The sequence below is a fragment of the Pedobacter yulinensis genome (assembly GCF_003029735.1).
Classification (GTDB): domain Bacteria; phylum Bacteroidota; class Bacteroidia; order Sphingobacteriales; family Sphingobacteriaceae; genus Pedobacter; species Pedobacter yulinensis.
This window is the reverse complement of the sequence record NZ_KZ686268.1, coordinates 923,256-939,348: the sequence shown is the minus strand read 5'-3', so window position 1 is coordinate 939,348 and position 16,093 is coordinate 923,256. Positions and strand designations below refer to the sequence as shown.

Here is a 16,093-nt window from a genome sequence, read left to right as displayed (position 1 = left end):
CGGTAATATCCTCGTGGCATTTGACAAGCAGCCAAAACAGCCGTTCGGTTATTTGCGTGCCTGTGTAATCTCCGCTTCGGTTGGATGGCGCAGCACCTCAAGGGCATTGCCCTGCAGCCTGATCAATCCCAGCTGAACAAAGGCCTGCAGCCAGCCTGGCATGGGCCATTCCTGCCATTTTTCATTGAAAACGCGGGCGTTTTCAATGATGGCGCTGAAATGGTTTAGCGGTGGCGAGCAACTGCTGTGGTGCTGGTGATAGGCCGTGGCAGCGGCAACCTGGAGTGGCACCCGATTTTTCCGCGCAGCAAAAGCGAAATCGGTATCTTCCGCACCATATCCTTTAAATGCGGCATCGAAACCGCCTATTTTTTCAAATACCGCGGCCGAGCAGGCAAAATTGAGCGACCAGAACCATTCATATGGATAGTGGTCGTGTCCGTCGCGAACCGGATCTGGTTTGCTCAGCTCATGCATGCGCTGAAGCCAGTTATCCGAACCGGTCGCCCCTTCTGGCAGGTAACGGACCTTGCCCGACCACAATACATCATCTGCAGTGGCGAAGCAATCAAGGTACCGCTCAATCAGGTTCAACGCGGGTATACAATCAACATCGAGAAAAATATTCAGGTCAGAGGAGGAGCAGCTCATAGCCCGGTTGCGGGCCATAGCCAGGTTGAGGCTGTCGCCTGTATACAATGTTAACTGATGGACCGGGAAGGGCATCCCGGGCAATGGCACAGGTTCTTCATTCAGGTGCATGACAATGACTTCGGCTGGAAGCACCGTTCCGGCGGCCAGGCCGGCCAGGGTGTTGCGAAGGGCAGCGTTGCGGTTGTGCACAAGTGTGAGTACAGAGACGTTCATGACTGGCGATCGGTTTGTGTATAAAACAATGTGGCGTGCAACGCCTGCAGCTGACGGGCAATAACACCCAGTGCGGCGGGATCGGTCAGGCGGGTAGCGGCTTCATTCTCTTTCAGTGCAATTGCATCAGCGAGGCATGCAGTCCAGTCCGCCTGCACAAACTCTTCCGGCCACACCACCCGGGCCACGCGCAGCCTTTCCAGGTGGGTCGCTTTCGTCTCCTGCTCCTTGAAAGGGCGGCTGTCGGGAACACAAACAAAAGGCAGATCCAGGTCTGCCAGTTCCATAACCGTATTGTGGCCGGCATTGGCAATAACAGCTTCACAGGTCAGGAGCACATCCGATGGATCAGCCAGGTGCTGGTGGAAAACACAATTTGCCGGCCTGTGACCCGGGACGGCCGGCAGTCTGCCGATGACGTGAATCTCAGTGGCCGGCAGCTGGGCGCTCAAGCGCAATAAAAAATTTTCGTCAAAACAGGTGCCACCCTGGCCCATAAAGACCGCTACCCGGGGAAGAACCTGCCGGGAAGCAGCGTGCATGCCCGTATAGCGGGAAAACCCACCGCTAAACAGCGTTTTTTCTGCAAACCGGCCTTCCTGATCGGGCTGCGCCATTTCGGCCGCATAAGGCGCAATGATCATTTCTGCCGCTTCATAGGCCAGCCTGTGCGGCAGATCGTTGCGCAGGCCATGCTGGCGTATATAAACATAGGGAACGCCGCACAAGCGGGCCAACAACGCTACTTCAACCGACACGTCGACAACCAGCAACAGCTGCGGATGCGCAGTGAAAGCAGAAACCAGTTCCAGGCTGCGGCTTTTCAAGCCCTGTATGTGGTAGGGCGCATAGTGTACAAAAGAAGGTGTTGTTCCGGGCGCACCGGCTAACAGGTCGCCTGCACCTGGCAGGTCTGAGGGCAGGTCTATCCACTTCAAACCGGCAGGAATCAAGGCCCGGCGCGCTTCCAGACCGCTGCCGGCAAAGATCACGTCAGCCGCAGGCAGATGCCTGGCAATTGACAGTGCCCGCATCAGGTGACCCGAGCCGTGGTGATGAATGTAAAAACAAAACTTATACGGCATGCGAAAGGTACCGGTTAGCCGCCACTTCCGAAAACAATGCCTCGTAAGACGAGATCATGGTCTCAATGCTTAGCCGGTCTTCGGCCCGGCGGCGACAGGCCCCGCGATCCAATCTGGCAGCTTCGGCAATGCAATGGGCAAGATCCTGCGGATCGCTGCTGCTTGTTAAGCGGCCTGTTTCTGGGCACACCAGGTTCGGCAGGGCACCGCGCGCAAAACCGGCAACAGGCGTCCCGCAAGCCAGGCTTTCGGCAATGACCAGGCCGAAAGGTTCCTCCCAGCATGGCGTAATGACGCTCGCTGCAGCTCCGCCGATCAGTTTGTTAAGCTGAGCGTGATCGAGGTGGTCCAGCAGTTCTGCGCCAGCACCCAGCAAGGGCCTGACGTAGGTTTCAAAATAATGCCGGTCAGCAATGCTCCCGGCTACTTTAATCGGGTATCCGGCCAGCCCTGCCGCCTCAATGGCCAGGTGCGTTCCCTTATCGGGATGAATGCGGCCAAACCAGACTACATAATTCCCGTCATTGCGATCATGGAAGTCCCATTTATCGAGGTTAATGCCATTTGATATGATTTCGCAATCTGAAATATAGGGTTTCCAGGCAACTGCATTCGATTTAGAGACAGACACATAGCGGATCTTGCCGATCTTTTGTTCCTGGGCCGCCGCCCGCTTCATTTCGAATATAGGCGGCGTATGCAGCACGGTCACCATGGGCGTGCTGATCAGCGTAGCCATGGTAATGGGCACATAATTTAGGCTGTTGTTAAAAATAACATCGAAACCCTCCCGGTCTATGTCCTGCATCAGCTCCAGGTAAGCGTGGTGGGTCGATATAAAATCTTCCACAAGCTCGTGCGAAGGAAAGCGGCTCAAGGTTTGCCGGTTGTAATCTTCATCGCTTAAGATCGAACGCAGGCCGAGTTCCGGATCTGATTGTTCGCTCGCAAAAAGGGTTACGTCATGACCGCGTGCAATCAGATGACTAGTCACTTCATGGGTAAAAGCTTCCAGGCCGCCCATAAAAGGCTTACGTATCGGGTGTTTTAAATGTGCAATTATACCTATTTTCATATTCAGTAGCTGACTCCTATATCAAAGTATTTAAACCACGAATTGTTTCATCAATTCTGCGCAGAGTCAGACAAAGACCAGAGCCGTTAGGTGTATAGGCTGGCTAAAAGCCCGGGAACTATTTTTTTAATGTCCAGATGCGCGTCTGGGGAACTGTTTTAAGCATTATTTCCCTGAATTGAGCCGGCTGGTCAAACACCAGCCTGTTAAGTACGCGGTATTCATAACTCACCTCGAACGAGGTGTGTTCAAAGGGCCAGGGCGTTACGGTCAGCTCATTTCCCCGTTGTGAAAGCTGGTGAACTTTGCCATCCGGGCCCTTGCTGATCTCTACTTTTCTGCCTTCTGGCTGATTCTCGTGCTGACAGAGAAGCAGCGAAAGCGCATCGCACCATTCCAGCAGGCTGTAGTCTTTTCTGATTTGTGTGGCCGTTATCCCCAACTGCCTGCGCCAGGCCTCACGCTGCGAAACCTGGTCTTTAAGGAAAGCCTGCACTTGGGCAGGTGCATCCGGGGGGCATACGAAACCCAGGTGCATGGAGCAAAGCAAAGCAATGTATGTACTTTTACTGCGGGCCATCAAAACCGTTTCTTCACAATGGCGAAGGTCGAAACCTTTCATCTTGAAATCGAGCGGTGCACCTGCAGCCGTCAGGATGTCCGGCTGCAGCAGTTCAATCCGGCTGTCGTCGTGCTCGGCAATCGCGGTAAGCAGCTCCAGCCATCTCGGCCCGCGGTATTTCTTTTTCCATTGCGCCGCCAGCGCCGCGGCCAGCAGTCCGTGTGCCCGCTGCGTTATAATCTCCCAACCCTGTTCTGTGTAATTTACAATCATTGTTTGCCACGCAGCGGCTGCTGCGGTCGCTGAAGGAACGTTTCAAAGCCCGAAAGGTTTAACCCTACCGGCAAAACCAGGCCTTAGCCGATCCAGTTGAACGAGCGCGCCACACGGCAGGCCTCGATCGAGTTGCTGACCCGCAGCTTTTCAAGGATGTTCTGGCGGTGCCTGTTTACGGTGTTCAGGCTGATACAAAGCGTACCCGCAATTTCCTTGCTTGCTTTGCCACTGTCAATGAGCGAAAGCACTTCCTGTTCGCGCCGGGACAGCATATTGGCCCGCCCGTCGCCGGCAGGCACAGCCTCGCCGGTACGCGCGTTTACAATACGTCCTTCAAAATGATCAGAGGGAAAATGGTCAAAACCGTACAGGCACAAGGCCATTTCGGTATGGTCATTTCGCAGGTCGAGCAGGTAATACATCCGATGCAGTACAGGTACATACCGGTTCATGGCATTGTACATCCGCAGTTTTCGCACCACATGGTAATCTGAACGTTCAGCCGGCGAAATACCCTTGAGAAAGTGAAAAAAACGAAGCTCCTGCATGTGTTTGGCTTGCAGGTCGTCCGGGTGGATCCTTGCAAAAACCTCCTCTTCCCAGATCGAATCAATCTGAGCACCGCTTAACTGTCCCTGCAACCCAAGCGCGGCTGCTGCCGAACCGTAATACACATAACTTTTGTTGAAAACCAGGTCGCTTAAGACCACGATGGCCTGGTCGGCAGAAGCGTACAGGCTGGCCAGGTGTTTGGCCTGCTCGAGTTTGGTGCCGCCGCCTGCTTGTTCAAAATCCTGCGAAAGCAGCTGGTTGCCCAGAATCACTGCAATATCATTCATGCTGCAAAAATGGTTATTAATCAGTATTGAAACGCCTGTGTACGCCTGGTAATTTTGCAAAAGATAATGATTCCAGGTGCGGGCATCTGAAAACTGTACGGAAGCGAATTGACTATTATATGAAAAGAATCCTTTTTAGCTTACTGGGCCTGGCCCTGACGCAGGTTTGCTCTGCCCAAAAACTCGAAAAAATGCAATGGTTTAACGAACCCGAAAAGTGGGAAATAAAAAACAACGTCCTGACCATGTTCGTTACCCCGCAAAGCGACTACTGGCGTATTTCACACTACGGCTTTACAGTCGATGATGCGCCTTTTTATTTCGGCACCTATGGCGGCGAGTTTGAGGTTAAGGTCAAAATAACCGGCAATTACAAGGCCCGCTTTGACCAGATGGGCATCATGCTGCGCACCGACCAGGAAAACTACATTAAGGCGGGGATCGAGTTTGTAGACGGCAGCTACAATTTGAGCACGGTGGTGACACACAAAACGAGCGACTGGAGTGTTATCAAACAAGATAAAGCCCTCCCTTTTGTCTGGATCAAAGCTGTAAGGCGGCTGGATGCCGTCGAGGTATTCTATTCTTTCGATGACAAAGAGTACACCATGATGCGCAATGCCTACCTGAAAGACAACACACCGGTTATGGTTGGCCTCATGGCCGCTTCGCCAGACGGGAAGGGTTTTGAAGCGCGTTTTGAACATTTCTCCGTGAAACACCTGCCCGATGCCCGCCGGCTCAAATGGCTGAAAGAAAATGCCGGAAACTGAACGCCAATGGCAGTTGCGTGAGCAGTTTCCTAAAATTCTTCGAAAGTAGACCGTTCAGGAACCGGATCTCCGCTAATGCGCAGCGTTGCCTTGATTGTATCGACCTCAAACTGCAGGCGGCGGTCGTCATGAATTGTCAGTTCGATTCCGTCACAGGCATTGTATTGGCTGGCGCGAAAGTTAACCAGGACCGTGCCCCGGAGTTTTTCCGTAAAATCGATCAGCAGCCCGGGCCCGCCGGTCATCCGGTAACGCTCCTCCAAATAGGCATTTACCAGGTCGGCCAACTGAGCAGGATAAGTTTGCAGGTCGGTCTGCAGCAGCGCAATGCGGTCAGGCCGTCCTGCCAGTATGGCATTCAGGGTTTCCTTGCGCAGGGGAATGGCAACAGTCGGATTCATTGGTCTTTTTTTAAGGAATACAATACAGATAAGATGAAGAGCGCTGCTTAAGCGCTACCAGGTTGCGGCAGTTCAAGCATCAGCAATGGGTACGGCTTACCGGCCCCATCCAACTCCCGCCTTGCAAACACTTTGAAGCCAAGCCGTTTATAGAAACGAAAAGCCGCTTCATTTTGTTCATTTACATCGACACGAAAGATCTTTTTTTCTTCAATGGCAAACTGCATGAGCGCCGTGCCCACGCCCTGACCTGCCTTTTCCGGGCGCACAAACAAGGCATGTACCATTTGCTCTTCTGCGCAGACGAAGCCTGTAATGCCATCGGCATCGGCCAAACAGTAGACTTCCATCTCGGGCAGTGCCGACCGCAGCGATTCCCTGTAAAAAATGATGTCAGTCTCGGAAAGGAAATGATGGGTAGCGCGGACGGCGCTTTCCCAGATCGCGAGTACCTCGTCATGGTGATGGGCCGTTGCCTGAAAGATTTGTGTCATGCCGGATAAAAGTAAGGTATTCCTGCGGGAGACCGGTTACATGCGCCGCTCTGTCTATAAATTAATGCTGAGTTCACGATCAAGCGAACCCGCCCTGGCCCGTAGCTGGTTGTCTATCCAAACACAGAGGCCGCCCTGGTTTCCGGGCTTGCCGGAATCCCAGTCTTTTTTCCAGACGATGTCGATGTCATGGCCGTGGTAACGGATGTTTCCCAGATAAAAGTAGTCCCATTTATCTGCTGGCAATAAGGGATGAATTGAAAACTTGTTTTCATGACTTGGCTTGAAGCCGAGCAGATCCTCGATCAGGATGTCGGGGAAAGTGGAATGAAAATAATCCTTCTCACCACCAAAAGCAAGGCCGTTGCTCGGAATGTACCATTCGCCAATGTTCAGGCTTTCCCTGCCATGCATTTGTGCCAGTTTCTGAACGTAGTCATACAGAAGCTGCCGGTCGGCATCTGTGATTTCCTGCTTATAGTTACGAAGGTAGTTTGCATATGCTTTGTAGACAACGGAATTTTGAAAAGGCCAGCCCCGGCCGTTCCAGGCATAGGCCTGCTCGTTGTAGTAAGGGTGCCGGCGTTCTGCAGTCGTCATTCCTGCTGCGTGGTAAAATCCTTGCTGCGAGCGAAACATATCCCAGGCTTTGCTGAAGCGCCGGGCCTGATTTTTCGGCAGCATGTTGAAATACCAGGGCGTGTAGCCTACCGATTCCCGCACGCGCGCCTCATAGTCGCCCTTGCCGAACGCGTTGTCGCCTGCACTGTAGGTGTTAAAAAACTGGTCCTGTTCATTCCATAGCACGTTCAGTACTTTTTGCTGTAAAGCAGTTGCCCGCGCTGCGTACAGTGCAGATTTCTTTTTGCTCTCCGTACCGCCGGGCACACGATCCAGCTCATACAAATCAGACAACGACCGTAGGTTCGCGTAAGCATATCCGTTAACAGAGGGCCTGACCAGGTAAAAATCAGGATATCCTTTGCGGTATGCGCGCGGGTATTGCCTGGCCTGCGCTGAAGCCGCTGCGTTTCCTGTAGTCTCCCAGCCCAGGTAATAGTTTTTCCAGTTTTCGGCCGTATACAGACTGTAAGCGCCATCGCTGGCAATCAAGCCAAGAACTGCCGAAAGACTGAACTCCATGCCATCATATAAATCCAGGATTTTGTACATCCCATCGGTTCTGGCCCCGGGTTTCCTGACCGTAAAAAGGCTGTCCCAAACCTGTTGGTGTTTCTCCATATGCGGTAGCAGGCCATGCAACCACTGCCTGTCCGGATGCACCTTCAGGTAGGCTCCGATTCCGTCGACCATCCAGCTCGAAAAATGGTGGCTTTCGGGCCGACTTAAATAGGTGAGAAAGTTATCATTCTCACGCTGGTTCAGTTTCGAGGCCGACCCGCTCATGAAATAGTCGGCATATGACTTTAAAAACCGCCCATCCCGCAGCCACCTGACGTCGTAAAACTGGTGACCGGCCGGGCAGGTAATCGCGCCGCTCAGCGAAGCCCAGGGCTTTAGGCCGAAAAACTCTGTCACTACCCAGTATTTTCTACGGTCGCGCAGGTCATCGTATTCTTTGAGGTGTTTGCTGATCATCCACCAGCGGTAATTGTACACCCTGCGCATCTGAGTATCGGAACTGATAAACAGGGGAATGTTTTCCTGCAGGAAGGATTTATTGTTGCGGGCATTGAACGGCCCGTCTGATTCAGGACGATCCCTGTAGGCATTGAACTCGTCTATATCGGCAGACAAGCGGGCTGCCGACAGTTCTTTCAGCCGGCGCAATTCCACATCTGGAGCCGGTGCCTTCTGGCTGTGAGCGGATAAGGCGATCAGCAGGATCGACAGGCTAAATAGTGCAGCAGGGAACACCCGGACGGGATTCAGAAAATTTGACATAGCGGATCAGTTACCGGTTCATCTGCGTTGCGAAAGCCGCAGATGTCCCAAACCGAATATAGCTGAATAAAGCGGAAGTGCATAAAATCCTTTTAGCAGCTTAGGCTGCCGGACCCTGTGTCGGGGCTGTCGCAATGGGTACAGTGGCCTTCGGATGAAGGTAAGAAAAACGCATTTCCGCAACGCCTGCGCCGGCCCCGCAGTTTCAGAAGTTTTGGAGGATTCTCAACTGAACAAAATGAACAAAACAGACATACCTGACAGGCTCATCTTAAATAATCAGTATTTAAGCGGCAAAAGGCATTTTCTTTACATGCATGTCATGAACGATTCTTCCTGTCCTGATCCAGGAGATGTCGGGATAAATTTCTTCCTGGTTGTCGCTGGCAATTTCCGATCTTTTTGTAAATTGGTAGTAATCAACCCTATTCCCTATGTCTACCACAATTACCGTTCTCAGCTGGAACGTTGAGAGCTTCGGCGCGGCCAAGGCGGCGATTTTGTCACCAAAAGTCAAAGGCCAGGCAACCCCGCCGCTCTCCAAATCCCAGATCGTAGATTTTATTGCTGCCGTTGCGAAGGGGCTCAACCTTGACGTAATGGGCATCATGGAAGTCAAGTCCGGCATCGGTCAGCTGCTGAACAACTGGCTGCTATCTGCCCTGAACAACAATGGTACCGCCGGCACAACCTGGAAGGGCGCTGTAAGTTCCCGGCAGGATGGGGGTACGCAGGAAGAGTACATTTACCTTTGGAAATCTACCGCTACCTTCGATCTGGACATGACGGCACTCCCGGGGCCGACCTCGCTTCTCAATGTGGCCGATGAACAAGCGTTCGCCGGCCTCTTCCAGGCTGCCAATGTGACCGCCGCTACCGATCAGTCCGATTTCCTTTTGTCGCTCACCGCAAACGGCTACCTGATCAAGGGTATCTGGAGAGAACGTTCATCAAACAAAAGAACCAAAACCTTCCGCGTCAATCCAGACATCTGGCAATCGCTGAAGAACGGCACACCGGTAAAATTTGATGCCACGAAGAACCCGCCCCCACCGGTTACTTTTACAGCGCAACAGCTTACTCAGATCGGGTCAATTCTGACCCAGCTTGACGTGCTGCGTTTTGTTACTTACGGTGACCGGTCCCCCTACCTGATCAACCTCAAGCTCGACACGAAACCTTTAACCCTGGCGCTCTACCATGCCCCGGGACCGCAGGATATTACGCGTTTTGAAGCGATTAACATCATCGGGATGAGCTTGCCGCTCGCCCCGGCTAATCCAGACAAAAACATGATGGTAATGGGCGATTTTAACGTTGCAAGCAATCAGACCTTTACCATGGCCAGGTTGTACCAGCGCGCTCCGGCAACGGGCAACCCCAACGGCGTCGTATTCGGCCCCATCACACCTCAGAAAACAGAACTTATCTTTAATCCAATCATCCTTAGCCCCCTGAGTGCCGGCTTTGCAAGGCTTCCTTACCCCTCCTACACCTCGCTTAGCTCAAGATTCGTAACCAATACGGCCAAACCGCAGGATACCCAGGGGAACATTTACGACAATTTCTACTACCGGACAAGCGGCACGAGTGCCAATCAGTTGTCTATGGTAGCCAATTCGCCCAAGATTACGCTGCCACTCGAAGCTTTTTATCCCGGAACCGGGTTCAATGCAACCATAGCAACGGCGCTTATGGTGTTTTTTCGTGCATTTGGCGGACTTGCGCACGTTCAGAAAGCGCTGGCGACTGCAAACAAGGCGCAGGCCAAGATTGCGGCAGCTGTAAAGCGAGGCACAAACACCTCTAAGACGGCAGCGGCCAACCTGAGCAAGGACCCCAGTAATACCACGCTGCAAAAACGGGCGAAGAATGCGGCTGCCCAGCTGGCGACCTATAATGCAAGACTGGCAAGCACCACCGATGCGATCAGTTCACTGACCGCAACCCAGACACTGTTAACAAACGGGTTCAATGTAACACCTGCCGGTATTGGCGATGCATTGACCATTTACAGACACGCCATCAGCGACCACCTGGCCATCAGCCTTCAACTGCAATCCTGACCTTTAACCCGCACCAGCATGACTCAATCTGATCTGCTTGCCCTCCTGCAGCAAGGTTACCCGGGAGGAGCCGGTTCCGGCAGCATGGATATTTCCACGCTTCAGAACCCCGCCTACACGGCGCTGTTTACGCAACTGGGCATAACCAGTACCACCATACCGCTCAATAACAGCACCGGTTTTGCCGCAGAAGGCGCCAACATTGTCTTCAAAGGAAATGTGAACGGGTCTTTTTTCGGCCTGGTCAACCCCCAGGTCACGATCCAGTTCAGCCCTGATTCTGTGAACAGCGGCGCATTCATCCTGCTGATGCACTTCGCTCTTCCGGGAGCCTGGACCTTCAGCCAGTCGATCCCTTTTTTTGCGGGCAGCATTTATGATACGCTCGTTCTTGACACCTCCGTTGCACCGGCCCTGGTCATGACCTCGGGCCCGGCCACAGATCCGGTCAACAATGCGGCGGCTACCGCCTCCGGACTATATTTCTACGGCTTATTCAGCCACACACAGGGCCCCGCATCGTTCACCCTTGCCCTCAGCCTGCTCGAAGCTTTTACTTCGGAAAGTACCGTTTTCGGCCCGGTCGGCCTGGACATGAGTGTTCCAGGCCAGGAAAGCATCAACATGCAGCTGGCCCTCGGTTCGGGTACCATTTCAAATCTTTTTGGACAGGGTTCGGTCTCGCTGACACTTTCGGTGACGCTTTTTGCCGGCCTGCTTCCCGGCATTGACCAATACCAGAAAGGGGTACTTTTCACCGCGTCACTGGCCTTCGGCCAGTCGACCCTGAACCTGGGCGCGCTGCTGAGTGGCGAAGCCGACGGCGTCTTGAACCTGGAGGTAACCGGCACGGCGCTGGCCATTGATGAATCTGCGATCAACACCTATTTCGGGAGCAACAATGGCATCGTCAGCAGCCTGCCCGGCCAGTTTCAGACCGATGAGAGTCTGATTGCGATTACGGCCATGAATTTCGGCATCGGCCTTACTTCGCATAACCTGGAATATGCCATGATGACCATTTCCGTACTCCAGGGCGAACTCTGGAATGTTTGGATGAATGGCAGCACCCCGGTCATCTCCATCGGTAACCTGGCATTTACGTTCAGTATTTTCCAGCCCTTCGGCGCCTCGCCCCTTTACGAATTCAATTTTGCAGGAATATTTGAACTGGGCGGGGTCGTTCCGATCCTGATCCAGGCGCAGCTTGGCAATGCTGAAGACCTGATTCTGTCGGGCCAGTTGCAACCGGGCGAAGAACCGGGCGTAGCGGCATTGATCGCCGCATTCTATCCGCAGCAGACCACCGTTCCTGCAGACCTGGTCTTTGAAAAGATCGATTTCCAGGCTGACATTTCGCAGGGCACTTTCAACGCCGACCTCGTCATAGCCGGCGAATGGGAATTCGGCTTCGGCGACAACGGCAGCATTGCCTTTGAGGAACTGTCCATGTTTTTCTCTTACGACTCTTCCAACACCCCTTTTATTCAGGCAGGGGTTGAAGGTATTTTCCGGATCGACCAGACCAACCAGTTCGACATTGCCCTGACCCTCTCAAACACTAATTTTACCTTCAGCGGCGCCTGGAAAGACACCGGGACACCTATTACCTATATCGATATTGTCATGGCACTCGGCTTATACGGACTTCCGCAGCTGCCAGACATCGATCTTTCACTTACCGGAGCGAAACTCACCTTCGATTCGCAGAACCTCATATTTACGTTCGAGCTGGATTCCAAATCGTTCGGAGACGCGCTCATCATTGCCGGCAAATCGACGACCGGCGCCTGGGGATTCGTTTTCGGTCTCGAAGCCACCCCAAAAGGAGAACCGATCAATATCGACATCACCAACATCCCGGTTGTGGGCAACCTGGTACCGGCGGGAGATGATACGCTTAGCATCACGAACCTGCGTTTCGTGGGTGCTACAAACAGTTTGCCGGCGGTAACGCTGAGTGCGGCGCAACAGGCCATTGTAGGAACCCAGTTAAGCAGCGGGATCACGCTGTCAATTGACTTTGCCGTAGGCACATTGCTAAGCGAAAGTTTTACTGTCAGGTTTGCACTTTCTGATGGTTCGCAATACGATACACCACCACCGCCGCCCGCGCAGAGTACAACCCTGTGGCAGCCGCCAGCACCGCAGCAGTCTGGCCTGCCGGCTTCGGCCCCGGCAGGTTCCCTGGCTACCTGGGTAAAGGTGCAGCGCAGCTTTGGCCCGGTGCAGATTGACAGCGTCGGTTTCCAGATCGTAAACGGCAACAGCCTGGCTTTGCTTGTTTCGGGTGGCGTTTCCCTGGGCGGCCTGAGTATCGGCCTTACCGCCTTGGAGGCCGTAATTCCGATTTCAAAACCCTTTACACCCTCATTCAGCCTTGGCGGACTGGAGGTCGCCTATACCGGCACAGGCTTCAGTGTGGCCGGGGGACTTTTAACGGTCCCTGGCAAAACGCCTGCCGAGTACCTTGGCAACCTGTCGGTAAATGCCGGCCCGTTCGGCGTTACCGCCTTTGGCATGTACAGCACCGTTGCGGGACAGCCTTCGCTGTTCGCTTACCTGGCTGTCTCAGTGCCCCTCGGCGGTCCGCCTTTTTTCTTTGTGACCGGCCTTGCCGGCGGTTTTGGATACAATGCGCAGATCCAGTTGCCTACGATCGAAAACGTAGCCACTTACCCGCTCATCCAGGCAGTTACACAGACCCCTCCGCAATCTGCCTCGCAGGTACAGGCTGAACTGCAGCAGCTCGTTTCCACACAAAATAACCAGAACTGGCTGGCTGCAGGAATCGGTTTCAGCTCGTTCGAGATGCTGAATTCATTTGCCCTGCTGACCGTTTCTTTTGGAAATACCTTTGCTGTTGCCCTCATGGGCGAATCTTCGCTCAGCGTGCCCCTGTCTACAAAAGACGAAATCAAAGTCGAGCCCATCGCGGAAGCCCAGATGGAAATACTGATTGAATTCCTGCCCTCGAACGGAATCTTCGCGGTCAATGCACAGCTTACGCCCAGTTCATATGTGCTCAGTAAAAATGCAAAACTGACGGGCGGGTTTGCATTTGATCTGTGGTTCAGCCCGAGCCCTTACGCCGGCGACTTCGTCATTACACTGGGTGGATACAACCCATATTATGTTCCGCAAAAATATTATCCGGCCGTGCCGCGGCTGGGCATTTCCTGGCAGCTGTCATCACTGATGTCGATTACCGGAAGCGCCTATTTTGCGTTAACCCCCTCGGTGATCATGGCCGGTGGCAGCCTGAATGCGGTATACCATGCCGGGAACCTGCGGGCCTGGTTTACGGCTGAGGCTGATTTCCTGATCCGTTTCAAACCCTTCAGTTTCATTGTCAGCATCAGCGTAACCGTTGGTGTGTCGATGAAGCTGAATCTCCTGTTCACCACAACGACGATCACGCTGTCTGTCGGGCTGGGCCTGCAGCTCTGGGGCCTTCCTTTCGGCGGTACAGCCCGTATGGACCTGTCGATCATTTCGATCTCCATCAACTTTGGTTCCTCGCTTTCAAAGCCGCCCGAAGTCAACTGGGACATTTTTACCGAGAGTTTCCTCCCTCCGCCGCAGTCTGTACCGCCTGCCGGGCAGGCCTCGCCGCTGGCACCGCAGGCCCTCGACGCAACTGGCGTACCGGTTACCACGACAGACAGCATCCTCTCACTCAGTGCAAGTTCAGGGCTGCTTCAGTCGATCAGCACTTACACCTGGCAGGTAGATCCCGAAACCTTCGTCATGCTGCTCACACTACAGATCCCGGCTACTTCTGCAGTCGTCAATACCACCGACGAGCACAACAATCCGGTCAGTACGCCTGTAAGCGGATCCTGGAACACCAATCTTGGCGTAGGGCCAATGGGTGTCGGGCCCGGCGGTTTAACGGCTGCGCTGACCATACAAATAACAGCGCCAGCGGCCGGCGATGAAGATGTTTGGGTAGCCCAGGCCGTGACCGGACAGGTCGCCAGCGGCCTGTGGGCCAACACCACCAACACCATGAGCACCGATGGCACGCTGCAGAATGTACTGGTGGGCGTGTCCCTGGTTCCTGTGCCGCCGCAGCCGGCCACTACCGCAGCGATAGACCTTTCCCTGCTGCTTTATGACCCCGGCAACCCTGTATCCTGGAACTGGTCTTCCCCCCAGGTCGTGAATACAGATCCCTACGGAAACGACAACCCCATGGCAGAAATGCAGTCTTCACTGATTGACGCTACCGTTGCTGCAACACGCAGTTCCTGGATTAACAGCCTCATTGCGCAGGGTTTTGCACTGAGCAACGAGGTAGACGTTTCAGATTTTTCAAGCAATGCCAACAACCTGCTGCTGAGTGCGCCCGCGCTGCGCCTTGCTGGTGAGGAAAAGGCAGAAAGCGAATAACAACCTTCTTAAATGACAAGAGATGAGCACAGATACCACGCTGACCTTTATACAACACCAGTTGCCGCCTTTAGACAGCGGCGAATATACCGTTAACGTAAGCCAGAAGGTAACCCTGGCCAATGTTGATACAGAAACGTTCCAGACGAATCCGCTCACTTTGTTTGTAAGCGGCAAACGCTTTCAGCTTGATGGTTCTGACATTCAAAGCGCCTTTCCGCCGGCCAATCAACAGGGTTATTACGGAAACGTGTTCGCCCATGTGGTGTTAAATACACCTACGCTGCCCTGGCAGCGCGGAACGGGCGAAGCGGCAAACACCGGCACCGATGATGTCGCTGCCTGGCTGGGCATCATGACATTTGCAGAGACCGACCCTGTGCCCGGTCTCCAAAGCGCCACACTGAACGACCTGGTCAACCCGCCTTCGGGCACCTTTTTCCCTGCGCTGACGCTCGAGCCGGGCCAGCAGCCGACAGATCCGGTAACGATCGTCGACGTGCCCGCCACACTTTTTAACAACATCGCGCCGAGTCTGAACGACCTGGCCTGGCTGGCACACGTACGAACTGTTGACGTTTCAAACAAAGCGACCTCAGGAGACGAACCCGCACCGGGAACCTTAAGCGTGGTGATCGGCAACCGCCTGCCGCCCGTAGGCATGCACACAACTGCTATGCTCGTGTCCTTTGAAAATTATGCTTCGATGCTGCCCGCAGATGATGGGACCCCCGCAACACAGGCGGCAGGCTACCAGTACATGCGCATGGTTGTGCTGTACAACTGGACCTTTCTGGCACAGGCAGAGCCCGTAACGTTCGAGCAGTACCTTGAATCAGTAAACGTAACTCCAGCCGGACTGCAGCAAACGTATAACACTGCTGTGTCCTCGGGCAACGCTGCAGCCGATGCCGCGGTTCAGAACATCATCAATATGGGTTACACCGGTTTTCCGCACTTGTTGAGGGACGGTGGCAATACGGTTTCCTGGTTTCGCGGGCCCTTGCTGCCTTATGGAACGCAGCCTTTTATCCAGGTTCCCTTTGGGGATGCCGATCAGCTCCTGCGATATGACCCTGGTTCGGGCATATTCGATGTGTCGTATTCGGCAGCATGGCAGCTGGGCCGGCTGCTTGCACTGAACGACCGCAATTTTGCGCTTGCCTTGTTCAGGTGGCGGGCCCGGCATACCAGCGAGGCCCTGACGCAGCTTGAACAGGACATGCTCAATGAACAGCTCGACATCCAGATAGACCCCGATCAGCTGCCGAGCGAGCAGAACATTGCCCGGATCAGGCAGTCGCTGCTGCAGGTTATCAAACCCATCACTGAAAATTTCAAAGCCCCGCAATAAC

12 protein-coding genes are annotated in these 16,093 nt (G+C 53.9%); 4 read left to right on the top strand and 8 right to left on the bottom strand.

The annotated features are described in order from the left end of the window. Positions 1-48: 48 nt before the first annotated feature. The 5 genes from C7T94_RS04170 to C7T94_RS04150 all read right to left on the bottom strand — a co-directional run bounded on the left by C7T94_RS04170 (position 49) and on the right by C7T94_RS04150 (position 4,704). On the bottom strand, positions 49-867 hold the full coding sequence (locus C7T94_RS04170) for a glycosyltransferase family 2 protein (RefSeq protein ID WP_107213881.1): 819 nt from the start codon (positions 865-867) through the stop codon (positions 49-51). After that, positions 864-1,952 (bottom strand): glycosyltransferase, encoded by a 1,089-nt coding sequence (locus tag C7T94_RS04165; protein WP_107213879.1) that lies wholly within the window; start codon positions 1,950-1,952, stop codon positions 864-866. Before C7T94_RS04165 ends, C7T94_RS04170 begins: the two co-directional genes overlap by 4 nt. Then, a complete protein-coding gene (locus C7T94_RS04160; protein ID WP_107213877.1) occupies positions 1,942-3,027 on the bottom strand; it encodes a glycosyltransferase family 4 protein in 1,086 nt (361 codons plus the stop codon). The genes C7T94_RS04165 and C7T94_RS04160 overlap by 11 nt, the downstream gene beginning before the upstream one ends. 118 nt (positions 3,028-3,145) lie before the next feature. After that, complete coding sequence (locus C7T94_RS04155; RefSeq protein WP_107213874.1) at positions 3,146-3,862, bottom strand: DUF3891 family protein; 717 nt, start codon at positions 3,860-3,862, stop codon at positions 3,146-3,148. Positions 3,863-3,945: 83 nt separating this feature from the next. Next, a complete protein-coding gene (locus tag C7T94_RS04150; RefSeq protein WP_107214663.1) occupies positions 3,946-4,704 on the bottom strand; it encodes a response regulator transcription factor in 759 nt (252 codons plus the stop codon). A gap of 119 nt (positions 4,705-4,823) precedes the next feature. Here C7T94_RS04150 and C7T94_RS04145 point away from each other — a divergent pair, with 119 nt between their 5' ends. Next, on the top strand, positions 4,824-5,477 hold the full coding sequence (locus C7T94_RS04145; RefSeq protein ID WP_107213872.1) for a DUF1349 domain-containing protein: 654 nt from the start codon (positions 4,824-4,826) through the stop codon (positions 5,475-5,477). A gap of 29 nt (positions 5,478-5,506) precedes the next feature. On the opposite strand, the gene C7T94_RS04140 is transcribed toward C7T94_RS04145, so the two are convergent. From C7T94_RS04140 to C7T94_RS04130, 3 genes are read right to left on the bottom strand one after another with little or no spacing between them, the layout of a single operon-like run. Beyond that, positions 5,507-5,878 (bottom strand): hypothetical protein, encoded by a 372-nt coding sequence (locus C7T94_RS04140; RefSeq protein ID WP_107213871.1) that lies wholly within the window; start codon positions 5,876-5,878, stop codon positions 5,507-5,509. A gap of 47 nt (positions 5,879-5,925) precedes the next feature. Further along, a complete protein-coding gene (locus C7T94_RS04135) occupies positions 5,926-6,372 on the bottom strand; it encodes a GNAT family N-acetyltransferase (RefSeq protein ID WP_107213869.1) in 447 nt (148 codons plus the stop codon). A 54-nt stretch (positions 6,373-6,426) separates the two neighbouring features. After that, complete coding sequence (locus C7T94_RS04130) at positions 6,427-8,277, bottom strand: MGH1-like glycoside hydrolase domain-containing protein (protein WP_107213867.1); 1,851 nt, start codon at positions 8,275-8,277, stop codon at positions 6,427-6,429. A gap of 434 nt (positions 8,278-8,711) precedes the next feature. On the opposite strand from C7T94_RS04130, the gene C7T94_RS04120 reads away from it, so the two are divergent. The 3 genes from C7T94_RS04120 to C7T94_RS04110 are packed head-to-tail and all read left to right on the top strand — an operon-like array spanning position 8,712 to position 16,092. Further along, the gene (locus tag C7T94_RS04120; protein ID WP_107213864.1) at positions 8,712-10,343 is read left to right on the top strand and encodes a hypothetical protein; all 1,632 of its coding nucleotides are present in this window, start codon (positions 8,712-8,714) and stop codon (positions 10,341-10,343) included. 18 nt (positions 10,344-10,361) lie between these two features. Beyond that, complete coding sequence (locus C7T94_RS04115; protein WP_107213862.1) at positions 10,362-14,738, top strand: DUF6603 domain-containing protein; 4,377 nt, start codon at positions 10,362-10,364, stop codon at positions 14,736-14,738. A 22-nt stretch (positions 14,739-14,760) separates the two neighbouring features. Next, on the top strand, positions 14,761-16,092 hold the full coding sequence (locus C7T94_RS04110; RefSeq protein WP_107213860.1) for a hypothetical protein: 1,332 nt from the start codon (positions 14,761-14,763) through the stop codon (positions 16,090-16,092). Position 16,093: the final 1 nt, after the last annotated feature.